The following is a 23,570-nucleotide window of genomic DNA, read 5'->3' on the forward strand; positions in this document are numbered from 1 at the left end:
GCCCGGATTCGAACCCGCCGTTGGTGACCCCGGGAACCGGGGCCGTCGGGGTCACGGGAGCCGAGGCCGCCGACGGCGCGGAGGTGCCGACGGCGTTCGTCGCCGTCACCGTGAAGGTGTACGCCGTGCCGTTGCTCAATCCGGTGACGGTCGCCGTCGTCGCGGGCGGACTCCCGGTCACCGTCACCGGAGCCAGGGCCGTGCCGCCGGACGAAGGCGTCACCGCATACGAGGTGATCGGGGAGCCGCCGTTGGCCGGCGCCGTCCACGACACGGCCGCCGAGGCGTTCCCCGCCGTCGCGCTCACGCCGGTGGGCGGGGCAGGCGCTGTCGGGGCCGTCGGTGTGACGGGAGCCGACGCGGCCGAGGCCGGGGACGTGCCGATGGCGTTCGTTGCCGTGACCGTGAAGGTGTACGCCGTGCCGTTGGTCAGCCCGGTGACGGTCGCCGTCGTTGAGGGCGGGTTACCGGTAACCGTCACCGGAGCCAAAGCCGTGCCACCGGACGAAGGAGTCACCGCATACGAAGTGATGGGGGAGCCGCCGTTGGCCGGCGCCGTCCACGACACCACCGCCGAGGCATTGCCCGCCGTCGCGGTCACGCCGCTGGGAGCAGCCGGCGCGGTCGCGGCAACGGGTGCATTGCCCAAGGCCTGGGCAACTGTTTGAACTGACGTGGTCCCGTTGGCTGTTCTCGCTGCGAGCCATGTGACAAAGGTCTTGAAGAGGTTCGGGTCGATGGTCAAGGTGGGATCAGTTCCGACCGCGATGTGGTGGAAGGTCAGCTGGACCCAGCCTCCTCCCGGTTCCGCGTTGGTCACGAGGTCTTCGAGGTTTTGTAGCGTCCAGGTGCTGTCCACTTCATCAGGTGCCGCTGTGTTGTATGGATTGGCCGGGGGGATGGTTTCCGCGAAGGGGCAGCCGGAGCAACTCGCGGGCGAACGGATGTCACCCAAATTGCGGGCACTGGCAAAACCGCAATTCTTCACGATTTGCTCGACGGACGAGTTTTCAGCGGCGAAAGGATAGGCGAAATCGGTGGCGTTGAACCCCCAGCTGGCAAGCGTGGTCCGGCCGCCGCACACCTCGTTGGTGGCGGCCGACGTGGACAAGGTGGTGAGGTCCGGGTGGGTGATGGTGTGGCCGCCGATCTCGTTCCCGTCCGCGGCGATGCTGTTCAGATTGGCACGGGTGAGCCATGACGGATTATCGATCCAGCTGGTCGTAATGAAGAAGGTGCCGTGCAATCCGAGCGACTTCAGCAACTGTTCGGCCGGGAGCTGATCGGCATTGCCGTCGTCGAACGTCAGGCTGATGATTGTTTTCGGGAGTGCCGCACGCGCGGGAGGCGCCAAGTAGACAGCGGAGTAGCCAAGCAAGAACAGCACGGACACGGCCGTGGCCCAGCGGAACCACGTGGGCCGCCGGAACAGTATGGTCAGGAGCCGCATCGGCTTCCCCTTTTTCTGAACAGACCGGGTCAGAATCCCCAGGTCCGGAGCCTAGTGGCTATGCACGGCACGGGTTAAGAGTGGGTGGTACCCGTTTTGGACCCGGTCTTCCGCCCTACCACTCAGGCTCCGATGCGCGTACCCGGCCCCGAGGCCGTCGACTCAAGCGAAACGAGGCCGTCGACTCAAGCGAAAGGGGCGTACCTGCCGTCAGAAACGAGCTCGATTGTCCCGTCGTGCACGCTCACCAGCGGCCCGTGACCCGGCAGGATGGTCTCAGCCCCCAGCTGCCTGAGATGCTCAACGCTGGCCAAGGTCTCCGACGGGTGGTGGTGGAAGACGGCGGGCAACAGCTGCGGTCCGCGGACCGGACTGACAGCGTGGCCCGTGACGAGAGCATCCCCGGTGACCACGGCTTTAGCTGAAGGGACGAAGAAGGACACATGGCCGCTGGTGTGCCCGCCCGTGGCAATGATCCGGGGAGATCCCGGGAGCGCGTCCAGGATGTCCTGGGTCATCGCAGCGACGCCCGGGACCGCGACGTCGGACAAGCCCCCGGAGCGGATGGCGTGGACCGCCCACGCGCCGACCCTGGGGCGGAGGATCCGCAAACCAAGGTCCTTCACGGTGACCTGTTCAAGGACCTCCCGGCGGATGTTTGGCAACTCCGCGTTGGACGCAAATACCGGAATGCCCATTGCGGATATTCTCGCGGCATTGCCGATGTGATCAGAGTGACCATGCGTCACGAGAACTCCGGCAGCATTTTCAATACCCAGTCCAAGGAAATTCACGCTCGATTGGAGCAATGGCCAGTTCCCGGGATAGCCCGTGTCGATGAGGGTGAATTCGTTGCCCCGTTTGAGGATGGTCCAGTTGACGGCAGGTCCCTCGATGAAGAAGACGTCCTCGGCAACTTCCGTCACGTTGTCCTCGGCTGACCAGTTCTTTGGCATGCTTCCTTCTGTTTGTAGGTGTCGCGGGGGCTCCACATGCGTGCTCGGATGCGCCTCAGGTACGCCGGACCATCTTATCCTCGGTGAGGGCCCCGGCCCCGCCGTCTTGGTGATACCCGGGAGGGGTATTCCGGCCCCCTTCCCGAGGTGCCCGGGGCTCGATTTCACTTGGGGCAAAACCTTTGCTAAAGTCATAACCGCTTCATTCCTCCGTAGCTCAATTGGCAGAGCATTCGACTGTTAATCGAAGGGTTACTGGTTCAAGTCCAGTCGGAGGAGCGCAAAGGCCCCGCACCGGTTTAGATCGGTGCGGGGCCTGCTTTTTTGCCTCGGTTTGTCTGATGTGCGTAATTATTCGAATGTGCAGAATCTCATTGCCGCGTCGTCACACGAAGTCCATTTCCACTTGCAGGAATCTCGCTGCCTCGGCCACGGCGGACTGGAAGGCGTCATCTTCGGTTGGCGGCGTCCTCGGCTCCCGTGGATGCCATTCGTGGGCGGCGGAGTGGACGCGCGTGAATCCGCCTCCAGGTGGTGCGTAGAAGATTCCGAAGCGTTGGACGGGCCATTCCGGGGAGGTCTCCGGTGCCACGAGCAGGGCCGCGCCATTTGTCGGATTGAACCATTGCGCAATCGGCCTGCGGCGGTCCTCCGTGAAGAGTCCAGCCGCATAAAGGGCCGCGGATTGCGGGCTTGTCACGGTGCATAGACGATCCCACCACAGCGGCAGGATGCCATCATCCTTGCGCTGCCATGGGGCTGGAATAGGCTGGAGTTCCTGCCAACGGGGCACATCTCAACTTTATCTCCGGGCCATGACCGGGAACAGGCCTCGAAGCACGGAAGGCCTCCTTAGTCCCGTTTCCATGGCCCCGGATTGATCCGGTAGAGGATTGCGGAACCGACGACGGCGCCCAGCAGGGCTCCGAACACAGGATTTCCGGCCCCGCGGCCCAGCAGGAAGCCGACGACGGCGCCAAGCACCGCTCCGAGGAAAAGACCCCTGCCGTTGCGGTGCGGTTTGCGCGTCATGCCTTGAGCCTACTTCCGCATCGGGACGTCCGCGCTTCTCGAATCAGTTGACTGGCGCGTCAGTGGATGGACCCATCAGTGGATGGACCCATCAGTGGATGGAGGGGACGGACCGGGGCCGCACGACGAGCCACAGGGCCGCGACGGCGCCGGCGAGGCACACGGCCTGGACAGCCCCCATGGGAACCGCGGAGCGGACGCCCAGCCAGCCAACCACCGGCGGGATGATGCCGGCCATCAGGAAGTTCGAGGCGCCCAGCAGGGAAGCCGCGGTTCCTGCCTGTGCGCCATGGTTGGCCAAGGCAATCACCTGGACGCAGGGGAACATGAAGCCGGTGGCAAGGATGTAGAACCACAACGGGACCATGACGCCCCAGAGGCCGAAGCCGAGCAGATCGAACACCACAATCAAAACCGCCATCAGCAGCATCCAGACCGTGGCAAACGCCATGATCCATTGCGGCGCTACCCGTTTGATGACCCTGGAGCTGATTTGAACGCCGGCAACGATGCCCAGGGAGTTGACGCCGAACAGCAGGCCGTATTCCTGCGGGGAAAAGTTGTAGACCTGTTGGAACAGGAACGTGGACGCGGAAAGGTAAGCAAACAGTCCGCCGAAGTTGAACCCGCCCACGAGCAGCATCCCGACGAAAATCCGGTCGGCGAACACAGCCTTGTAGCGTTGGCCCGCCGTCGACGTCGTCTGCCGGCGGAGTTCGGCAGGATACGTTTCCCGGATGAGGAACACAGCGGCAATGATCACCAGGATTCCGTAACTGGCCAGGAAGTAGAAGATCCCGGGCCATGGCATCACCAAGAGCAGCTGTGAACCGATGATCGGAGCCAGAATGGGCGCCAGGCCGTTCACCAGTGACATGCGGGAGAACATCCGCACCATCGCGTAGCCCGCGAAGAGGTCCCGGACCATGGCCATGGCAACCACGCCGCCACCGGCTGCACCGACGCCCATCAGGACGCGGAACAGCGCAAGCGTGCTGATGTCAGTGGACAGCGCAGCACCGAGGGAAGAACCGATGTGCAAGGCCGTTGCCAGGATCAACGGCATGCGGCGCCCGAACTTGTCGCTGAAGGGCCCCACCACCAATTGGCCAATCGCGAAGCCCACCGTTGTGCCCGTCAGTGTGAGTTGGATCGCAGCGGCTGACACGTCGAAATGATGCTCCAGCGCGGGAAACGCCGGCAGATAGAGATCCACCGTAAATGGACCCAAGGCGGTCAATGCGCCGAGCAGCAGGATATAGAGGAGTTTTTCGCGTCGACTGAGGGAATCGCCCGGTACAGGGGGAGTGTTCACGGTTATCAATCCTATGTGCGAAAGATCATATTTATCAGCGATGGCAGGGGCGCGCCGCTGGGCCGTCCCGGAAGTTGAGGCTGAAGCTGAATGGTAGTTTTGTGGACAGGTGCGCGTGGGCGGTTGTATTCGTCTCCGTGCCGGAGCCGGGTAGGAGCAAGATGGAAGCAGTGAGGCGGAACCTATGAGTGGACGTCACAGCGGCCGGGTTGGCCAACGCCCGGGCATTTCGGCGTTGCCGAACACCCTGAAACTTGCAGCCCGGCTCGCGCCGCGGCAGCTCAACGACGAAATCAGCCTCGCCAAGCTTGAACTCAAAGGCAAAGGCAAGCAGCTGGGCATTGCCGGCGCTTTTGTTGGCGTTGCACTGATCTTTCTTTCTTTGCTTGTCATCGCCCTCGTCGTGGCGGCCATCTTGGGCTTGGCCACGGTCATGCCCCCGTGGCTGGCCGCGCTCGTGGTTGCGGCGGCGTTCCTTGTGATCATTCTTATCGGGGCACTCATTGCCTTCCGCGCGTTCAAGGGGGCCATGCCGCTTGTGCCTGAGAAAACCATCCGCGGCATCAAGCACGATCTCGGCATAGTCAAGGAAGGTACGGCCTTCGACGCCAGCGTCCTCGACCCCTCGTCGGAAGCCTACAAGGCAGCGGAGGCAGCGAAAGCAGCCGCAGCCGAGAAAGCCAAGGCAGAAAAGGCCGCCAAGGCAGAAGCACACAAGGCCGAGCAACCCCCCGCCCCGAGCGAAGCTGAGCTGCTCCGCCGTCTGGAGCAGCGCCGCGAACACCTCGCCGACGTTCGCGATCAGCTCGGCGTCGAGCTCGACGTCAAGACCCAGGGGAAGGTCCTCCGTGACGTCGCCGGGCAAAAGCTCGACGACGGACGCCGGTTCGCGGCCGACAGAATCGCGGATTTCAGTGAGAAGGTTCCTGCCGGGCTGCCGGAGCGGCTCGCCGCGCGCTGGAAAGAGCTACTTCTCTTTGCCGCTTCGGCCACGGTGGCCGCAGTGGGACTGCGGAAGCTGTTCAAGAAGTAATCGGGACGGCAAGCAGCAGCGTCAGCTGCGGACAACGGAAAGGGGGACAGGTGAAATTCATCGGTGCAGGCGCACGCCCGGGCCAGCCACAGATCGACCACGATCTCATCTTCACCGTCCCCAATTTCCTGACCGTGCTCCGCTTCATGGGCGTCCCGTTGTTTGTGTGGCTGGTGCTGTGGCAAAGGGAATACGGTTTCGCCGTGCTGGTCCTCGCCATCATGGGAGGTACTGACTGGGTGGATGGCTACGTCGCGCGGCGTTTCAACCAGACCTCCAAGCTGGGCCGCATCCTCGATCCCGTCGCGGACCGCCTGGCACTCATCACCGTCGCCGTCACGCTCGCCATCGCCGGGGTAGTGGACTGGTGGTACCTGGCCGCCCTGGTGGTGCCCGACGTCGTCCTCGCCACGGCTTCATTGTTCTACTTCCATAGCCACCCCGACCTCCCGGTAAGCCGGATCGGCAAGATCCGGACGGCCTTCCTGCTCCTGGGCACCCCTCTCCTGGTCCTCTCCAAGCTCGCGATTCCCTACACCGGTGTCTATTTCGTGATCGCCTGGATCTGCCTGGGATTGGGCCTGCTAGGGCACTGGGTAGCGGCCTACAACTATTTCTGGGCAATCCTCCGCAAGGGCAAAGAGCTTAAAGCCCACGACGGCGGTCGCAGCTGATGGTCTGGTTCGCGGTCCTTCTTGCGGTGCTTGGCGCCTTCTGCCTCGCCATTGGTGCCCAGCGCCAGGGCAGCGCGGTCAAGGCGGATACCGGTGGCCTCGCCCTGAGTTCCCACGGTTTCCTGCGGCTTCTCCGAAATCCGCGATGGATGTTCGGGCTGCTTTTGCTTGCCCTGGGCATGGGCATGAACGCTATTGCCTTGGTATCGGCACCCTTGACTGTGGTGCAGCCCATCGGCGCCATCGCCTTGGTCATCACCACGGTGGTCAACGCCAAGGACCAAGGACTCAGTATCAACCGCGGCACCGTGGTGGCGATCTCTGCCTGCGTGACCGGCTCTGCGATGTTCGTTCTCCTGGCTGTCAACGCCACCCAGGAGAACCACCATGTCAGCGGAGAGGACGAAATAACCATCGTCCTCCTGCTGGCACTCGCCGTCGGACTTTTTGGAACGTTGGCGGTCATGTTCCGGCACCGCATGAGCGCTTTTGTCTACATCCTGGGTGCCGGAGTGTTGTTTGGCTTCGTCGCGGTCCTCACACGCATCATCGGCCGGCACTTGCTCGACCCCAACGGGCACTTTCTGCTCAATGTGCAGTGGTACACCGTCGTCGCCATTGCGGCTGCCGGCGGCCTCGGCTCGTGGTTCGTGCAGAGTGCCTATTCGGGCGGGCCGCCGGATCTGGTCATCGCAGGGTTGACCGTAATCGACCCCATTGTGGGAATTGCCATCGGCATCGCGATTTTGGGTGAGCTTCGTCCCGATGTCCACGCCGTGCTGGCAATCGCCATGGCTGTGGCCGCTTCCCTTGCTATCGTTGGGGTTATTGCCCTGAGCCGGCACCATCCCGAGGTCACCAAGAGAAAGCGTGACGCGAAGGCGGCTGCAAGCCGGAAGGCCTAGGGCAGAGTTCGACAACCGTGCCCCGCACATCCGCGGCAGGCAACCGGCGAAGACACCGCAGGGCCAAACGTTTTGCTGTGTTCGCACCGTGACCATCAGGAGTTCTCCACGTGACTGTTCCCGAAACCAACAAACCCCTCACCATCCTGATCGCGGCGGAGACGTACCGCCCGCAGGTCAATGGTGCTGCTCAGTTCGGGTACCGGCTTGCCAAAGGCATGAAGGCGCGGGGACACGATGTCCACGTCCTGGCCTGCCGGGCGGACAACGGCAAGAGCTTCACCGAGTTCGGGGACGAAGGCACCGTCCACCGCTTGAAGTCCCACGGAGTCTTTACCCACGAGTACTTCCGCATCTGCTATCCCTGGGAAATCAAGAACGACATTCGACTGCTCTTCGACAGGGTGCAGCCCGACGTCGTTCACATCCAAAGCCACTACATGATCGGTGAACACGTCCTCTACGAGGCCAAGAAGCGCGGTATCCGGATCATCGCCACCAACCACTTCATGCCCGAAAACCTGAACCCGTTCCTGCCGTTCCCGCAGTGGTTCAAGGACATCATCGGGCGGGTCTCGTGGAAGGACATGGGTAAGGTCATGGGCCAGGCCGATGTTGTCACCACTCCCACGCCGCTCGCCGCGAAGGCCATGCACCAGCACGCTTTCCTTCGCAAGGTCCTTCCTCTGTCCAACGGTATCGACGCGGCGGCTTATGAACTGGCGCCGGGTGAAGAGATCGAGCCGCATGCCTACCCCACCGTTCTTTTTGTGGGCCGCCTTGCTGAAGAGAAGCACGTGGACGTCCTGATCGACGCCGTCGCCAAGACACCCGCCGACCTCAACGTGCATCTTGAAATCGTCGGCGGCGGCGAGGTCCGTGCCGCATTGGAGGCCCAGGCCAAGCGCCTGGGGCTGGGCGGGCGGGTCAAGTTCCTTGGACTCGCGAGCGATGAGGACCTGAGGAAGGCCTACATTCGCGCTGATCTGTTCTGCATGCCCGGGACCGCCGAACTGCAGTCCCTCGTAACGCTTGAGGCGATGTCGGCGTCGACGCCGGTTCTTCTCGCCAATGCCATGGCCCTGCCGCACCTGGTGCGCGAAGGCGAGAACGGGCATCTGTTTACGCCAGGCGACAGCAACGAGTTGGCAGCCCGGATCACCGAGCTTTTCCGTCTGCCGGCCGGCGAACTCGAAGCCATGGGTAAGGCGAGCCGCGCCATGGTGGAGCCGCACAGCATCGAAGGCACCCTGCAGACGTTCGAGGACCTCTACCGCGGGGCGGGCTACGAAGACAAGGTGATCTAGTCACGTGGAGCCGGCTAGTGTGCCGCTTGGCGTCGGGAGCCGGATTGTTTTGCTAGAGTGTTTTGGCCGGGGACGCTGATAAGGCGGTCCCCGCCGACTCGGGGCTATAGCTCAGCTGGTTAGAGCGCGGGACTCATAATCCTAAGGTCCTCGGTTCAAGTCCGAGTAGCCCTACCCGAAATGTGCCCCTGACCTGCGGAAACGCATTGAAGGGGCACTCTCGTTTTTGCGTTATAAGGTCATCACCCACCGGAAACCCACCGGAAACGTTTTGAGCTAGTTACCGAATGCCTCCAGCAGCGAGGTGTTATCCGGTGCCTCGTGGGTCTTCTGGACGTAGTGCTTCCTCGTCACGTTTTCGCTGGAGTGGCCAAGCTGGGCCGAAGCGACAGCCACGCCCGACGAGGCCTCCAGCAGGGTTCCAACGGTCTTTCTGAAGGTGTGCGGGGTGACCCATTGGAATCCAAGATCCAAGCTCGCAGAACGCCATTGCCTGCGAAAGTTGTTGGGATCGCGCAGCGAACCGACGGCCGAGGGGAACACGACGTCCCACGGGTTGGCCTCCAGCTGGCCAATTTGCCGTCTCAGGAGCATTTCCACGGCGAAAGACGGTAGGAAGTACTTTTGCCGGGAATTGGCGCTCTTGGGGTGGTCCTGGATGGTCAGCCCCTTCTTGGGCACGTAGACAATCGTTCCGTTCACCGTGACGGTTGGTTTCTCGGATTTTAGATCGACGTCCTTCCACCGTATGGCCAAGGCCTCGCCAATGCGTGCGCCCGTGGCGAGCATGATGTCGATGACGTCGAGGATGTCCGTGGTCGGGTATCGGCCCGCCTGCTTCTTGTCGGCCTCCCATTGCCTCAGGCCTGCACGTAATGCGCCAACCTCTGTCACGGTTAGCGCCCGGACTTCCTTGTGATTTATCGGGATCGTAGCCACATCCCGCAAGGGGTTCCCATCCAGGGCGCCGTGGCGCGCCGCGAGGCCGAGCATTCCAGACAGCACCGTTTTACACTGCTTCGCCGTACCGTTGCCATGCTTGATGCGCATGGTCTTGAGGAAACGATCCAAAGTGGAGACTGTTGCTTCGCGAATTCGTAAGCCCCCAACTCCGGGAGAAACGTAGTTTTCCAGGATGTCCCTATACCGGGTGCGCGTATTGATGGCCCGATCAGCATCCTCAAATTCTGCCCACCAAATCAGACCGAGCTTGGTGATCCGAGTGTCTGATGTGATGTCTTCGCCTGCGGGCATGGCGCGGTCCGTGAGCGCAGCAATCAGTAGCCGTTCGGCCTTTCCACCTTTGTCGTTCTTCGACGTGGCCGCCGCCCGAGCCTCGACTTTGCGGGTGACGCCGTCGAAGTCCCGGAATCTGGCCATCGCACGCCAGACCCCTGGCGATACCTCATCTCGGCTGATCTTCCCCCAGGTGCCGATTTGGAGTGGCGGCCTAGACACGCGGGCGCTCCTTTCTCGCGCGATTGCCCTGCTCGAGCTCAGTTTAAAGCTGCCAACCGACATCTATTAGGCTGGGCTCTCGCGAGGGCGACTCATCAAACCACAGGCCAGGCTGCTGATTCGCGACTGCCGTGCGTCCGGCGGCGTCGATGAGTCGCTGAACGCTCACGGTCTGAGAATTCCGCTCCCATTCGTACTCTGCCGGGACGGGTCCGAGCGGGAGGGGTGAGTCTCCGACGCCCCATCTGTCCCGGTAGACAGCGACTCCGCCAATCAGGCTGCTTTTGTCATCTGCGCCAATGTTTGGCGGCAGAGCCTCCAGGAGGTTTCGCTTCCATTCGAAGTCATGCATGAGTGCTTCGAGGGTGACTTTGTCGGTCCTGCGTTGTATTCGCTTATGTACCTGGCTGATCATGCTTGCGAGATCACGACGAGCGGTGTCGATCGGCCCGGCCAAGGTGTCTGGCCAGCCTGCTGCCATTCCGTTGAGGAAGCTGCGGAGCCGGGCGTGGATGATCGCCGTGGGGTCTTCCGAGGACGCGCTCGTCTCCAACGCTTTGGCGACAGTCCATTGAGCACTTGGCCGGCTGACACTTGTGGATCGACGCCAGGCTGCGACCGTCGACCCCCAGGACGGCGATTGTTGCAGTTCCTCCGCCCTTCCCGGGGCCTGCGTCTTCAAGAACGTGATCAGGTCCTCGGCGGACGCGATCTGGGCGAGGTAGTCGTATTCGGCGCTGAGCCGTTCCAGAGTGTCGGCGCTCGACTGTTCGGCGTCGCGGACTTCGTGGGCGGTCCGTTCGGCACCTTCGGCAGCGAGAACTTCATTGAGGATCTCCCGCCACGATTCTTCCTGGGAAAGATCAAGAGGCTCGTGATCAGTGGGGTCCTTCTCGCTGATGTAAGCGTAATTGCCGCCGCGTCCGCGGGTCATGCTCACGTAAAGAAGCTCACGTGTGAGACGTCCTTGGGTGACGACGGTGTGGCCGGTGTCGACTGTGATTCCTTGAGAGCGGTGGGCGGTCGTCGCGTATCCCAGCTCGACCGCGGACTCGACATAGTCGCGGTGAAGGGTGACGGTGGCGCCGGTGTCCCTGCGGACCGCGGTGATGGACCCGTCGCGCCCGCCTGCACGGACGACGTCGAGCAGGGTTCCATTGCGGATGAAGTCGCCGTTGCTGTCCGTAACGGTGCGGTCGTTGCGGCGGGCGATGACCGTGTCACCGCGGCCGGCACGCAGACCGTCACCAAGCAGTGCTGTCTGTTCTGCGTCCACGAAGCCTTGGATCACCCGGTCTGCCTGGGCCCGTTCGTTGAGCATGCCGACGGTGTCGTTATCCGCGGCGATCAGAATCGACGACCTTCCGGCCCGGATGTCCGCCTGCCAGTTCCCGTAGGCCTGGTCGACCATGTCCAGATAGTGGCCGTGCCGGATCCTCTCGTGCTGCTCGTAGTCGCCGAAGGCCGCGGCGTCCCCGGCACGCAGCTTCAGCGAAGCCTCCCGCTCCCAGGCGTGTTCGAACCGCCAGATGGTGCTCAATTTTGTGGTTTTGCCTTGCCGGTCCAGCCAGCCGAGGATGCCGCCGGCATCAATGGCATCCAGCTGCCCGGGATCGCCCACCAATAGGATTTTCGCCCCAGCATCCTCGGCCTGGTGCACGAGGGCGGAGAGCTGAAGGGTGGATACCATAGAGGCTTCGTCCACCACGACGAGTTGGTTGGGATGAAACCGCCACCAGTTTTGCTCGGCGGCCAACCGGACAGCTTCCTGAGCGACGCGCGTATTTGTAGCGCACGCAGTCCGCAGGCGCTCTTCGGTCGCGAAGAAGCGTTCGCCCCGGTGACTAGCTCCTGCCCCGACAGACTCGTACAGCCACTTCGCGACATTCTCCGTGACCATCGACAGCTCCCGTCCCAGTACCTCGGCGCTCGCGGCCGAAGGGGCCAGTCCGACGACACTGCCGGCCCCGAACTCTGCTTCCCATGCGGCCTTGACCGCGCCGAGGGTGGTGGTCTTGCCGGTGCCGGCCGGCCCGACGACCGCGTCTAGCCGGTTCCCGCTGAGCAGCACCTGACCCGCGGCGGCCCGCTGGTCGTCGTGCAGCCCGAACCGGCCGTGGTGTTTGTAGTCGCCGAGTGCCTCCATGGCGACGGTAGCGTGTACGGTCGGGCCGCCGTTGTCGCTTCTTGCTGCCATGACGGCCCCCTCGCTGGCGAGGGTCGTGGCGTCGGTGTAGAGACGGGAGCTGTGGAAGTCGAAGACACTCTGCCTGCCGAGGCGGAGGTCGGGCTGAGCATCCGCAGAGACGCTGTAGCGGTGTTCGTTCAGGGGGACCGATTGGGTTTCGGCGCTGGTGGCGACGGCATCGATCAGGGCGTTACGGTCCGACGGGGCATGGCAGCGGATCGCGGCGCAGACCCGTTCAGCCTCGGCGATCAGGTTCCACCGGTTCCAGGTGGCGCGTTTGGCCGCCACTCGGTCCCGGGTCAGCGAGGCCGCGGCGTCGACCCATGACGCTTCGAAGTCGCAGGCACGGAAAGGGGTGGCATACGACCGCCGGACGGTGGCGGCCAGCACGAGTCCGAGGTCGAAGCCCTTGGCGGTGGCCCGTGCCCGCCACCGAACCGAGAGTTCGTGGAGAGGGGTGATGGTGTCGGGTTTGGGGGTTCGGGTGGAGAGGGTTGCCTGCTGCCGGAGCTTGATGGTGGTTGTCGCAGATGGGGGAGTGCCGTGGTCTTCGGTCCATTCGGCGACGAGGCGGTCGGTTTCCACCTCGATGAGGCGGGAGCGTTGGGAGAATTCGCCGACTAGGGCGTCGTCGACACCGGTGAGCTGCGGGCTGGGATTGTGTGAGGTGGCTGCTGGCTGGCGGATCTCGGTGTCTGTCCCGAGCTGGCGGTGGAGGGCGTCGAAGAGCAGCCCGTTGTAGTGCTCGCTGGCGGCGACCGCTGCCTTGTAGAGGGTCCGGGAGTCGAGGGTGACCCAGGCGCCGTCGGTGATGCGTTGGACGCGGTTAGCGATGACCAGGTGCGTGTGCAGCTGCGGGTCTCCGGAGCGCGATTCCCAGTGATCGAACGCGGCGGCGACCGTGCCGCGGGTGTCGAGGCGGGCGACGCCGTTGCGCCCCGCCCTCGTGTGGATGACCGATTCTTCCAACCATTCCAGGGTGGCGTTGACGGCGTCGTGATGGGTTGCCAGGATCTGGTCCTGGAGGGCCCGTGGGCTCAGCGCCCAGAGCACGGACACGGATTTCGGGACGCTGAATGTGAGGTCGAAACCGGCAACGGCACGTCGCGTACCGGTTTGTCCTTGGGTGTTTTGGACGACGGTTGGTTGGCCGTGCGGCCTGCCCAGGGGAGCGCCGGAGTCCGGATGGACGGTGCGGTCGAAGATGGCTTTAGCATCGGTTTCGGTGACGGCGTCGCCGCGGGCCCGGCTGATTCCGCCCAGGCCGGAGCCAAGCCAGCGCCCCTGTGGTGTCCCGGCCTTCAAGTAGTACGTGGTGGCATCTGCTGGGGCGACCGTCCGATCGTCCATCATCGTGGTCTTGAAGAGGTACTTCAGGCCCGACTGCGCGGAGAGCCTGGCTATCGACATAGTCATGGCTGGGGTGCGGTTGGTGGTCTACGGCTGGGCGTCCATCCGCGGCGGCGCGGGATTGGTGACGGCTCGATCCCAACCCTGCATTCCTCGCAAATTTTCCCATTCACCTCGATTCATCGACACAAAGCCCAACCGCTACATGACCTGCCGGGAGGCGTGGCTCACGGCGAGCCTTGAGTGCCAGAGGTGTAAGGGTCTAGGGGGCTGGCTATTGAGGCATCGTCGATCATCTGAAGGGTGCCAGCTGTTGCCTGGAGAGGATCGAAACGTGAAGTGTGTTTGCTGGCGACGATGAGCAAGGCGTGGGTGCCGCGGGTGAGTTAGGTTTGGCGCTGCGCGCTACAGCCTAGATTCCTGAACCTGCAAGCCGTCGCAGGTCGCGGCATCTCCGTTGCTAGAGCCTCACGGTTCTGCTGGATTTTCCATTCATGACGCGGGATCTGCGATGGTCCTGAAGGTAACCCTCGTCCAGTTCAATGAGATTTCGTGCCATGAGCCGCGGATCTTCCATGATGGATATCCTTCGTGTGTCGCCGCCAGCCCTGTCGGGCGGCGTTGTTTCATGGTTGCCGCCACTGCTGGAGCTATTGTCCATGCTGTCATGTTCCAATAGGCGGGGTCGAGGCCGCAGTTCCTCATTCTGGCGCTCCGGCGCACTGAACACCGCGCAGCATGCCGGAACCATCGCCCGGCACGTCGCCGCCGTTCCGGGGGCGTCCACAGCGCCAACTCGGCCAGATGCCGCCGGCTCCGGAAAGAAGGCGGCGCCGTCATGGTGACCGACGCGGTCGAACTGAGCGAAATGCTCGCCGGCTAAACCTAAGAACGGGTGGCCGGTCCAAATGTGGGAGCCGGTCATCGCTGACAGTCTGCCGCCCGAGGGCCAATTTTGTAGGGTGAATGGTCGCGGCTTCAGGCCCCGCGCACGTGCGTGCTTTCGGTGAGGGGCCGTGGAGACGGACAGGTCAGGCCGCCAGCCTTGCCTTCCTCATGGTCGTGAGGGAATCCTCCGGTGCCAGGATGGTGAGTTTGCAGTCGGCCTGGAACGGATCGATGTGCGCGGGCAGGTGACGGGACTGGGAGCAGGCGCGGAGCTGTTTAAGAGCGTCTGGTTCGACCCGGGCGCGTGTCACGTCGATTTCGAGAGCGAGGCCTTCCATCAGCGAGTTAGCGCGTTTCAAGACAACATAAAGTGCCTGGAGGCTTTGCGTCGTCACGCGGCCTTGGGCCGCGATCTTGGCGCGGGCGCAATCGATGTCCACACGGACCAGGACGTTGAGCTTGTCTGTCATGGTGCTCCTGCCGTTCACGGGCGGCCGCGACGCTGCGGCCGCCGACGCAAGCTTAGGCAGGAACTGTGACGCACGCAACATCTGTGAGCGCAGGAGTCTGATTCCCGGGCTGCCTTCAGGTCTGACTCCGCGCAAGGACAGACCTCGTCCCGTGATTGCGGCTGGAGCCAAGATACGTACTTCCGAACGAATCTCGGTACCACCCCTGCACACCTGAAAAGCGAAAAGAAGCCGCGATTACGCGACGGATTGTCTAGACCCTGCTGTCCTGCAAGTCCGCCTCGAGGGGCGGCACTACTTCAGCATCCACGCGGTCACCCACCACCGCGAAGTCTCCAGCGGCTACGAACTTGGGGTCTGAGGGGAGAGCGGGCGCAGAAGACGGGCAGCGGCCTGTCACGCGTTCGCCACTCGGTCTCGCGTGAACGCGGAGAAAACAAGCACCTGGCCCGTTGTCCTGCCCGTGAAGGTGTGGACGACGCACTCTTCTACCGAAGGCGTGCGGATCAGTTGTTGCCCGTTGTTTGGCCGGAGTGGGTCCGGGATAAAACTGTTTCCGGCGACCTGTGCAGTGGGCGCAGGATCAGTTTCCGCGGGAGCGCCGGCCGCGGGCTATGCATGGTCGAAGATCAGTAAGGTGCCGTTTTGCTACACAGGCAGCTGCCGCCGACACTGGTTTCGCGGGTCCGGCGTACCTTCGCCGGGCGGCCAAAGGCCCTGTCATCCGTTTGACGTCAGGAGTAATCTGGACGGAATTAACTTTCAGGAAAAGCCAGACAGAAGGGCGGTACCAACAAGCGTGAGCCTCAAGGACGAGTGGGACAGGCTCGATTCCGAGACCCGAACATGGCTTCTGGAAAATCCGGCATGTCTGGTCCTACCCCCGGCCATGTCGGCCAAGATCAGCAAGGACGCGCAAGAGGATATTGCGTGCGACCCGCAAGGGCAGGTTGTACTCTCCCGCGAAGACCACGATTTTCTCCGGGAGAAAGCCGAAGCCGCCGGAACAATCCGCGTTCCCGCGGGTGAATACCGATTCTTCGACACAGCAGCTTTGCCAGTTGTCGGGAAAGCGCCGCCTGAAGCGCGCCACAACGCTACTGGTTGAGGGTCGCTAGCGCCAGCGCATACGCATAACCACATATGGAAGCGAACGGACCGCGAGGGTCATGTCCCGGTTTGGCTTCAACGGGCAGGGACCACCCTCCTATTGATCGGCCAATAACCGGCCTACTAATCTGGGGAAAGTAAGCACGCTTATCATAGTGGTTCAGTGAAGAGCGGGAGGAAACGATGGAATCCATCCATGCTTCTCAGCCAGAGCGGCGGCTACCCGTTTCCGGAGGCCGGGGAAATCATTCCCCCAGCCAGGATCCGCCCGTTTCAAGGCCGGACCGGCCCTCGCCTCTCCGTCGCTTCCTCGGCCTGCTTGGGCCGGGCCTGGTGACCGGATCGGCCGATGATGACCCGTCAGGCATTGCGACCTACGCCCAAGCGGGCGCCACCTTTTCCAACGGCATGCTCTGGACCGCGCCGGCGACGTTGCCGATGATGATGGCAGTCCAGGAAATTTGCGACCGCACTGCCCTCGCCACCGGGGACAGCCTGGGGAGGCTTGCCCGCCGCAAATTCTCCAGAAAACCTCGCGTGGTGATCGGCATCCTGATCGTCGCCCTGCTAGCCGCAAACACCCTGAACGCTGCGGCGGACTTGATGGCAATCGGGCAAGGCATGGAATTGCTCGGGGCCGGGCCCGGCCATCTCTGGAGTGCTGTCGCCGGCGTCGGAATAGCCATTGCCTTGATGGTCGGCGGCTTCGACATCATCTCCAAAACCTTCAAGTGGCTCTGCATGGCACTGCTGGCGTACGTCGCGGTCCTGTTCGTTGCCAAGGTGGACTGGGCCGACGTCGCGAAGGGGCTATTCGGCCTGCAGTTCCGGCCAAGCCTGGACTACCTGGCACTGATTGTCGCCGTCCTGGGCACCACCATCTCCCCCTACTTGTTTTTCTGGCAAAGCGCCCACAGGATCGAGGAACTCCGCGAGGAAGACGATGGGAACGCGAAAGAAGTCAGCCTGGGGGAAAGAGCCCCCGCACCGGCTGCGCACAAGCTCCGCAACGCCCGCGCCGACGTGTTCACCGGCATGTTCTTCTCCGTCCTGGTCATGTTCGCCATCATGGCGGCCACCGCCGCGACGCTTGGCAAAAACGGGACGGACGTCAAGACTGCGGCGGACGCGGCCAAAGCACTGGAACCTATCGTGGGACCGGCCGCCAAGTTTCTCTTCGCCGTCGGGTTCATCGGCTCGGGGATACTGGCAGTCCCCGTCCTCGCCGCAGCCGGATCCGCCGGGCTGGCCGGGCTTCTCGACAAGAATTGGGGATTCGACCGCCGCCCCGGCAAGGCGCGCACGTTCTACGTACTTCTCGGCGTGGGGACCATCGGGGGCGTCATCATCAGCTTCTTCGCCACCGACCCCATCGGGTTGCTGATCCTGAGCGCGATCATCAACGGTATCGCCGCCGCCCCGTTCCTCATCGTCGCCATGCTCATCGCCAGGGACAAAGAGATCATGGGCGAGTACCGCAACGGCAAACTCGCCGGCACGCTCGGTTGGGCCACCACCGCCATCATGGTTGTCGCCGGAGCTGTCGGCATCTGGACCTCCGTCACCGGAAGCTCATAATGCGCTCGGGCTCCGGGTCGCGCCGTTTGAATTCCATGGCGGCTGGCCAGCTTCCAATCGTTACTTCCGGGTTCTTTTCCGGAGCCCGGCCTGCCCCCGGCAGTTCACGAGCATCTGTTCTAGGCTAGGTGCCTTCCTCCGGTGACTCCGATGACTGATCCTGACACGTAACTGGCTTCCGCGGTGGCCAGTAACACGAAGCTTGACGCCAGTTCAGCTGGTTGACCGGCCCGCCCGAGAGGTGTGTCCTCGCCGAAATGCACAATTTTTTCGCCCGGCTGGGTCGGGGGCTGAAGAGGCGTCCAGATCGGTCCGGGTGCCACGGCGTTGACGCGGATTCCGCGTGGCCCCAGTGACTCTGCAAGTGAGAAAGTCATGTTGATGATGGCCGCCTTGGTGGCGGCGTAGTCGATAAGGCTCGGGCTCGGGTGGTAGCCCTGGATGGACGACACGTTGATGATCGCGGAACCTGGCTGCAGGTGGGGCAACGCGGCCTTGGTCAGCCAGAATAGGGCATAGACGTTGGATTTGAAGGTCCGGTCGAACTGCTCGCTGGTGAGGTCTTCGATTCCTTCGCTTGTGGTCATTTGATAGCCGGCGTTGTTGACGAGCACGTCCAGCCCACCGAACTCGGCAACGGTCTGGGAGACGACCTCCTGGCAAAAACCCTCGTCGCGGAGATCCCCGGGCAGCGCGAGTGCCCTGCGCCCGGCGTCTTCAATCAACTGGACTGTGTGCACCGCGTCCTGTTCTTCTTCAGGCAGGTACGTGTAGGCGACATCGGCTCCCTCGCGGGCGAAGGCAATTGCGGCAGCCCTACCGATGCCGGAGTCCGCACCCGTGATCAGGGTCCTGAACCCCTCCATCCGGTGGTGGCCGATGTAACTGCCTTCGCCGTGGTCCGGGCGGGGACGCATCGCGTCGGTCCAGCCAGGGTAGTCCTGCGGCTGAGGTTCGAACGCGCCATTCGGGTACAAGGTCCGGGGATCCCTCACGCCCTCAGGAGTATCCGGGTGGCCGACAATCTGGTTTTCGAGGGCCGCCGCAATGTCCTCATCTAAATCGGTGGAGTCGAGATCATTCGGGATTGATTCGTCATCGCCAAACGGCGAATCGTTAGCCTTCCTCTCATCCTGAGGGAAATTGCTCTCTGTCATTACTATTCCTCCATCAGCCCTGGATGCTTCAATCGGCGGACGTGTTGTCTGCCATTAGTGGTTCCATATTGTCGAGTGGCCCGCGACGGCGTTGCCGTCCTGGGCCTTCTCTCACGGATAAAGGGAAACTCCTCGAACTTGACGCATTGGTATTTGGGTGTTCTGGACCGGCCCGGTGGTCGAAGGCCTGGTCGTCTTAAGAACGTAAAACCGGCAGCCGGTGTGTGCAAGTTCTTCAGCATACTTATCTTCGTCGCGAGCCCCTATGGAGCGAACTCGGCCGCGATCCAACACGGGGTCTTCGCGTACAAGGATGCACGCGCTCGAATGGGAAGATAAGTATGCTGCCGGCGACCGGTTTTCCTGCTTTAAGACGATCAGCCGCCATGGCCACTCGGATACGTGACAGGAGTATGCGTCATGAGTGACCTGCATCGGTCCGTTAACGTCAACGTTCCAGTCCGGCTTGCCTATGAACAGTGGATGCGGTTGAGGAGTTCCCGTTGTTTATGAGCGGAGTCGAGTCCGCGACATGGATCAATGAGGTCCAGGTCCGGTTCGAAGCGGTTGTTGGCGCAGTGTCCCGCGAGTACGATGCGTGGATCGTCGCCCGGGAACCGGACGAACAAATTGCCTGGCAGAGTGTTCGCCACCCCTCACGGGAGGAACGGTACTTCTCGAGCCGATGGGGCCAACGGAAACAAAGATACTCTTGCGTCTGAGTTGGGAGACGGCTTGTCGGGGGGTATGCCGGGGAGGGCATCGGGTCTGGACGCTTACCCGATCCAGGAGGATCTGGAACGCTTAGAGGAACTCGTTGAGGGCAGCCTGCAAGGGGACGCGGCAAGTTAGCGGGATTCTGGACGGTCCACCGGCGAGATCAGCGCGGGGTGGCGTTCACTTACCCGTCCGGCCCGACCCATGCAGGTTGCATGGAGGCAACCTGCGGGCTCGGAGGGTGTTGGCGTGTGTCGTTCGGCGAGCCCGTTGACGACGGTTGGTTCTCAACGGTCACGCTAATGGCTGTGGGCCGTTCAGCGTTCGGCGGCGGGATTGCTTGTGCCTTGGGCTGCTTTGGCGGCCGTTGGGCCGCCCCCGGGGCCACTGAGAATATAGGCGGCCCCGACGGCGAGGAGCATGCCGACAGCAGGGCCGAGGATGTAGATCCACAAGGATTCGTAATCGCCAGATGCGAAGGCTGGCCCGGCAGACCTGGCGGGGTTCATAGAGGAGCCGCTGACAGGCCCTGCCCATAAGCCGGCGAGCACAATATAGGCGCCGGCGGCGAGGGCTGAAAGCGGCCCGATGCTTTGCGCCCCGGATGCGGCACCCAGGATTGTGCTCACGAGCCCAAGCGTCAACAGTACTTCGATGATGAGGGCTTGGGCCGGGGTGAACCCATGGGCAGGATGGGTTCCACCCAAGCGGTCCTGCAGACCGAAAGTCAGGCGGAGAGCCACTGCGGCGGTAGTTGCGCCGGCCAGCTGTGCCAGGATGTACCCCGGAACCCGCCTCCAAGGGAAGTCCCGGCGCAAAGCGAAGGCCAGTGTGACCACTGGATTGAGGTGGGCTCCAGAGTTCGTGCCCATGAACAGGATGATTGCGGTCACGGTCAGCCCCGGAGCGGTGACGGCGGCGACCCGGCCTACGGCTCCGCCGGTGACTGAATCGATGATGTCTGCCCCCGCTGCAGCTAGCACAAGCAGGAATGTTCCGAATGTTTCGCTGAAAAGCCGGCGGACTTCATGTGAAGGGTCGTTGAACTCGTTCACTTGGGTGCGCTGGGCCCTGGAAAGTCCGAGGCCGGGCAGATGGTCGTTCTCCGGAGATTCTCCCCGTCGGGCGCGCGAGTCAGCCGTCTCTCGGTCTGCCATCAGTAGTTCCTTCTCCTTCCGTGGCGGACTGTGTTCAGGTTGTCGATCAGCTCGTCCATGGTCCCGTTCTACCAGCCGGGAAGCGCACGCGGGAGCCCTTTATGGCCCAGTACTCCTGAAGCTGTCATAAGGTGCCAGAACCTACAGGCGTCGCCGTACTCGTGCCGCCAAATTTTGTCTAGTTCTTAGGGTCGGCCTTACGGATGTATTCGTAGACGGTTTGGCGGCTGATGCCGTACTCGCGGGCAAGGACCGCTTTTGGCTCCCCCGCCGCGGCGCGCCGGGCCAGGTCTGCCGCCCGTTCGGTGGATAGGACTTTCTTCCGTCCCCGGTAGGCTCCGCGTCGTTTGGCCAGGGTTATCCCCTCTCTTTGGCGTTCACCGATGAGGGCACGCTCGAATTCCGCGAAGGCGCCCATGACGGAGAGCATGAGGTTTGCCAGGGGTGAGTCGTCCCCGGTGAAGGTGAGGTTTTCCTTGACGAACTCGACGCGTACGCCCCGGCCGGTCAGTTTCTGCACCACGGATCGCAGGTCATCGAGGTTGCGTGCCAGCCGGTCCATGCTGTGCACGATCACGGTGTCCCCGTCGCGGGCGAACTTCAGGAGTTCTTCCAGCTGGGGCCGTTTCGTATCCTTGCCCGATGCCTTGTCGGTGAACACCCGGCCCAGCTCGATGTCCTCGAGTTGACACAGGGTGCTCTGATCCAGGCTGCTGACCCTGACGTATCCCAGACGCTGGCCGTTCACGCTACCTCCCGATCGAAACTGTCAGGATGAAATCTAAGACCCCCGCCAACGCATGTCAATAAATAGAAATACGGACTTCATTCTGACATGTGGCCTGAGATCATGCCTGACGTCAGTCTGGGGTGTGACCCAAGCTGACACTCAAGGCTTGGCGTTCAATTTCACGCCGTTACTAACTCAAACCCCGAAGCCATTGAATATGCACGATTCCCTGTACGCGCTGGCCGGCTGGGGCAGGGTCGACTCGCCGGCACCTGGTCAAGGGCGGGACCGGCGGACTGCATGGGATCATCGGTCCATGAGTTTTACTGGCGTGCCGGGTGCCCCGGATAAGGGTTTCAATTCTGTGGCGCATCATTCGCGGCTTCGGGTCCTGGTAATGGCCGTTTTGGGCTTGGGGACCGCCCTGGCTGTTGGAATATTGAATTCCTGGGCGTACGCACCGGCGCTGGGCTGGGCTGTGGCGTCCCTGACGTATCTTGTCTGGGTCTGGGCGGTTGTCGGGCGGCTGCCTGCCGAAGCCACGGCGGCCCATGCACGGCGCGAGGATCCTGGCCGGGGCGTCTCGGACGTCTTGGTGCTGGCTGCCACGGTGGCGAGTTTCGCCGGGGTGGCGCTGATCCTGCTGGAGGCTTCCAATGCCCAAGGGGGTGCGAAGGCGGCTATCATTTCCATGGCCCTGGGCAGCGTTGCCTTGTCCTGGTTTCTGGTCCATACGCTTTTTGCCCTTCGCTACGCGTCGATCTATTACCGGGACAGGGCCGGTGTGGACTTCAACGAGGACGCAATGCCCCGTTTCCTGGACTTCGCCTATTTGTCCTTCACCGTCGGGATGACCTTCCAGGTTTCCGATACCGACCTGAAGACCGACGCCATCCGCACCACCGTGCTGCGCCAGGCGCTCCTGTCCTATCTGCTGGGGGCCATAGTGTTGGCCACGACCATCAACCTTGTCTCCGGCCTTATCCACTGAACGCAGGAAGTACTTGGCAGATGGACAGCCCGCGGGCCCGGGGAACGCTGCTGATCCGGCACCCGGCCGGGCCGGCGGGCCCGTTGTCAACGCGTCCAGGTGCTGCTATGACCGTTCTATCGGCGGTCCCGGGCGGCGGCCGGTTGATGGGAGTCATGATGGATGCGCAGTGGATCGCCGGCTTCGCCGGCGGCTATGTGGCAGCGGCGGTCACGGTGTTCCTGTTGTACTTGCCTTTCCTGGTTCTTTTCGGTGTGCTGCTTCTTGCGGCGGGCTTGCTGGAGCTGCTGGCGCTGCCGTTTCTGGTGTTGTTCCGGAGACTCCGGGGCCGCGGAAAACCCGGCTCCTCATCCGGCGAGTCCTGGCTTCCCGGTTGACCCGTCACCGGGTCCAGGACGTTCCGTTGGCGACCACTTCAAGGGAGCGCTGGCTTCCCGGCCGGTTCAGGCGCTCAGGGGCAGCGTCGGGCCGTCGTGCGGCCAGGTGCGGAGGGTTTTCAGTGCTGTGGTCCAGGAGATCAGCTGGTCCAGGAGGGGGTTCAGGGCCTCTTCGGCGGTTTCGCTGGGTGTGAAGGTGGTGAAGTTTTCGAACTCGGTGGCGAAGGGCAAGGCGACCTGGGCCCTGACGTCGGCGATCTGGAGTTCACCGGCGATGAGGCGGAGGTTTTCGACGGCGCGGACCCCGCCGGCGCCTCCGTAGGAGACGAAGCCGGCGGCTTTGTTGTTCCATTCCGCGTAGAGGAAGTCCAGGGCGTTCTTCAGAACCCCGGGAACGGAGTGGTTGTACTCGGCGGTGACGAAGATGAACCCGTCGAACCCCGAAATGGTCCGGGCCCAGGCCTTGGTGTGCTCGTGCTTGTAGTCCCCGAGCGATGGGGGTACGGGCTCGTCCAGCAGCGGCAGCTTGTAGTCGGCCAGGTCCAGGATCTCGAAGTCGGCGCCTCCGTGCGCGGCTGCCCGGGCCAGGACCCAGTCCGCTACCTGCCTGCTCCGGCGCCCGGGCCGGGTGCTGCCGACCACGACGGCGATCCTTACCATGTGAACCACTCCTTCTTCCTGTCGGTTCTTGTTGCCGGTTTTTGCACGCGATACGTGTTCGAAGCCC

At 63.0% G+C, this 23,570-nt stretch carries 20 protein-coding genes, 2 tRNA genes and 1 pseudogene; 11 read left to right on the plus strand and 12 right to left on the minus strand.

Going from position 1 to position 23,570, the window contains the following annotated elements:
- Together QRN51_RS14170 and QRN51_RS14175 are read right to left on the minus strand one after the other, a co-directional pair.
- Positions 1 to 1,450 (minus strand): fibronectin type III domain-containing protein (locus QRN51_RS14170; protein ID WP_284990490.1); only part of this gene is annotated, 1,450 nt, incomplete at its 3' end.
- A gap of 185 nt (positions 1,451 to 1,635) precedes the next feature.
- Entirely contained in the window at positions 1,636 to 2,406 is a 771-nt protein-coding gene (locus tag QRN51_RS14175) for an MBL fold metallo-hydrolase (protein ID WP_284990491.1), read from the minus strand.
- Positions 2,407 to 2,612: 206 nt separating this feature from the next.
- Between QRN51_RS14175 and QRN51_RS14180 the strand changes: the two genes are divergently transcribed.
- Positions 2,613 to 2,685, plus strand: a tRNA-Asn gene (locus tag QRN51_RS14180).
- A 106-nt stretch (positions 2,686 to 2,791) separates the two neighbouring features.
- Here the strand turns inward: QRN51_RS14180 and QRN51_RS14185 are convergent.
- The 3 genes from QRN51_RS14185 to QRN51_RS14195 all read right to left on the minus strand — a co-directional run bounded on the left by QRN51_RS14185 (position 2,792) and on the right by QRN51_RS14195 (position 4,753).
- The gene (locus QRN51_RS14185) at positions 2,792 to 3,199 is read right to left on the minus strand and encodes a hypothetical protein (RefSeq protein ID WP_059387862.1); all 408 of its coding nucleotides are present in this window, start codon (positions 3,197 to 3,199) and stop codon (positions 2,792 to 2,794) included.
- A 59-nt stretch (positions 3,200 to 3,258) separates the two neighbouring features.
- Entirely contained in the window at positions 3,259 to 3,438 is a 180-nt protein-coding gene (locus QRN51_RS14190; protein ID WP_059387861.1) for a YMGG-like glycine zipper-containing protein, read from the minus strand.
- A gap of 91 nt (positions 3,439 to 3,529) precedes the next feature.
- On the minus strand, positions 3,530 to 4,753 hold the full coding sequence (locus tag QRN51_RS14195; RefSeq protein WP_370872191.1) for a multidrug effflux MFS transporter: 1,224 nt from the start codon (positions 4,751 to 4,753) through the stop codon (positions 3,530 to 3,532).
- Between the two features lie 184 nt (positions 4,754 to 4,937).
- On the opposite strand from QRN51_RS14195, the gene QRN51_RS14200 reads away from it, so the two are divergent.
- The 5 genes from QRN51_RS14200 to QRN51_RS14220 all read left to right on the plus strand — a co-directional run bounded on the left by QRN51_RS14200 (position 4,938) and on the right by QRN51_RS14220 (position 8,846).
- Positions 4,938 to 5,786: a phage holin family protein gene (locus QRN51_RS14200; protein ID WP_284990493.1), complete on the plus strand. Its 849-nt coding sequence runs from the start codon at positions 4,938 to 4,940 to the stop codon at positions 5,784 to 5,786.
- A 50-nt stretch (positions 5,787 to 5,836) separates the two neighbouring features.
- Complete coding sequence (locus QRN51_RS14205) at positions 5,837 to 6,460, plus strand: CDP-alcohol phosphatidyltransferase family protein (RefSeq protein ID WP_059387860.1); 624 nt, start codon at positions 5,837 to 5,839, stop codon at positions 6,458 to 6,460.
- On the plus strand, positions 6,460 to 7,365 hold the full coding sequence (locus QRN51_RS14210) for a DMT family transporter (RefSeq protein ID WP_059387859.1): 906 nt from the start codon (positions 6,460 to 6,462) through the stop codon (positions 7,363 to 7,365). Before QRN51_RS14205 ends, QRN51_RS14210 begins: the two co-directional genes overlap by 1 nt.
- Before the next feature lie 110 nt (positions 7,366 to 7,475).
- A complete protein-coding gene (locus tag QRN51_RS14215; protein ID WP_059387858.1) occupies positions 7,476 to 8,672 on the plus strand; it encodes a glycosyltransferase in 1,197 nt (398 codons plus the stop codon).
- A gap of 100 nt (positions 8,673 to 8,772) precedes the next feature.
- Positions 8,773 to 8,846: transfer RNA gene (locus QRN51_RS14220), tRNA-Ile, on the plus strand.
- Between the two features lie 102 nt (positions 8,847 to 8,948).
- Here the strand turns inward: QRN51_RS14220 and QRN51_RS14225 are convergent.
- A complete protein-coding gene (locus QRN51_RS14225; RefSeq protein WP_284990494.1) occupies positions 8,949 to 10,130 on the minus strand; it encodes a tyrosine-type recombinase/integrase in 1,182 nt (393 codons plus the stop codon).
- A gap of 43 nt (positions 10,131 to 10,173) precedes the next feature.
- Positions 10,174 to 13,734 carry a MobF family relaxase gene (gene mobF / locus QRN51_RS14230; RefSeq protein WP_284990495.1) on the minus strand — a complete coding sequence of 1,187 codons (3,561 nt, stop codon included), beginning with the start codon at positions 13,732 to 13,734 and terminating at the stop codon, positions 10,174 to 10,176.
- A 641-nt stretch (positions 13,735 to 14,375) separates the two neighbouring features.
- Between mobF and QRN51_RS14235 the strand changes: the two are divergent.
- Positions 14,376 to 14,551: pseudogene (locus QRN51_RS14235) on the plus strand (DNA-processing protein DprA); the annotation flags it as partial.
- Positions 14,552 to 14,699: 148 nt separating this feature from the next.
- On the opposite strand, the gene QRN51_RS14240 reads toward QRN51_RS14235, so the two are convergent.
- Complete coding sequence (locus QRN51_RS14240) at positions 14,700 to 15,026, minus strand: hypothetical protein (protein WP_284990496.1); 327 nt, start codon at positions 15,024 to 15,026, stop codon at positions 14,700 to 14,702.
- 799 nt (positions 15,027 to 15,825) lie between these two features.
- Between QRN51_RS14240 and QRN51_RS14245 the strand changes: the two genes are divergently transcribed.
- On the plus strand, positions 15,826 to 16,134 hold the full coding sequence (locus tag QRN51_RS14245) for a hypothetical protein (RefSeq protein ID WP_284990497.1): 309 nt from the start codon (positions 15,826 to 15,828) through the stop codon (positions 16,132 to 16,134).
- Positions 16,135 to 16,469: 335 nt separating this feature from the next.
- On the plus strand, positions 16,470 to 17,714 hold the full coding sequence (locus QRN51_RS14250) for an Nramp family divalent metal transporter (RefSeq protein ID WP_284990498.1): 1,245 nt from the start codon (positions 16,470 to 16,472) through the stop codon (positions 17,712 to 17,714).
- Positions 17,715 to 17,833: 119 nt separating this feature from the next.
- Here the strand turns inward: QRN51_RS14250 and QRN51_RS14255 are convergent, their stop codons facing one another.
- The 3 genes from QRN51_RS14255 to QRN51_RS14265 form a co-directional block, all read right to left on the minus strand.
- Positions 17,834 to 18,871: an SDR family oxidoreductase gene (locus QRN51_RS14255; protein WP_284990499.1), complete on the minus strand. Its 1,038-nt coding sequence runs from the start codon at positions 18,869 to 18,871 to the stop codon at positions 17,834 to 17,836.
- 1,034 nt (positions 18,872 to 19,905) lie between these two features.
- Positions 19,906 to 20,745: an MIP/aquaporin family protein gene (locus QRN51_RS14260; protein WP_284990500.1), complete on the minus strand. Its 840-nt coding sequence runs from the start codon at positions 20,743 to 20,745 to the stop codon at positions 19,906 to 19,908.
- A gap of 178 nt (positions 20,746 to 20,923) precedes the next feature.
- Positions 20,924 to 21,493, minus strand: coding sequence for a recombinase family protein (locus QRN51_RS14265; protein WP_284990501.1), 570 nt, complete (start codon positions 21,491 to 21,493; stop codon positions 20,924 to 20,926).
- A 298-nt stretch (positions 21,494 to 21,791) separates the two neighbouring features.
- Here QRN51_RS14265 and QRN51_RS14270 point away from each other — a divergent pair, with 298 nt between their 5' ends.
- Both QRN51_RS14270 and QRN51_RS14275 read left to right on the plus strand, forming a co-directional pair.
- Complete coding sequence (locus tag QRN51_RS14270) at positions 21,792 to 22,466, plus strand: DUF1345 domain-containing protein (RefSeq protein ID WP_284990502.1); 675 nt, start codon at positions 21,792 to 21,794, stop codon at positions 22,464 to 22,466.
- A 107-nt stretch (positions 22,467 to 22,573) separates the two neighbouring features.
- Positions 22,574 to 22,843: a hypothetical protein gene (locus tag QRN51_RS14275; RefSeq protein WP_284990503.1), complete on the plus strand. Its 270-nt coding sequence runs from the start codon at positions 22,574 to 22,576 to the stop codon at positions 22,841 to 22,843.
- Positions 22,844 to 22,909: 66 nt separating this feature from the next.
- Here the strand turns inward: QRN51_RS14275 and QRN51_RS14280 are convergent, their stop codons facing one another.
- Positions 22,910 to 23,503 (minus strand): NADPH-dependent FMN reductase, encoded by a 594-nt coding sequence (locus QRN51_RS14280; RefSeq protein ID WP_284990504.1) that lies wholly within the window; start codon positions 23,501 to 23,503, stop codon positions 22,910 to 22,912.
- Between the last annotated feature and the right edge of the window lie 67 nt (positions 23,504 to 23,570).

The sequence above is a fragment of the Arthrobacter sp. efr-133-TYG-120 genome, assembly GCF_030209785.1.
Classification (GTDB): domain Bacteria; phylum Actinomycetota; class Actinomycetes; order Actinomycetales; family Micrococcaceae; genus Arthrobacter.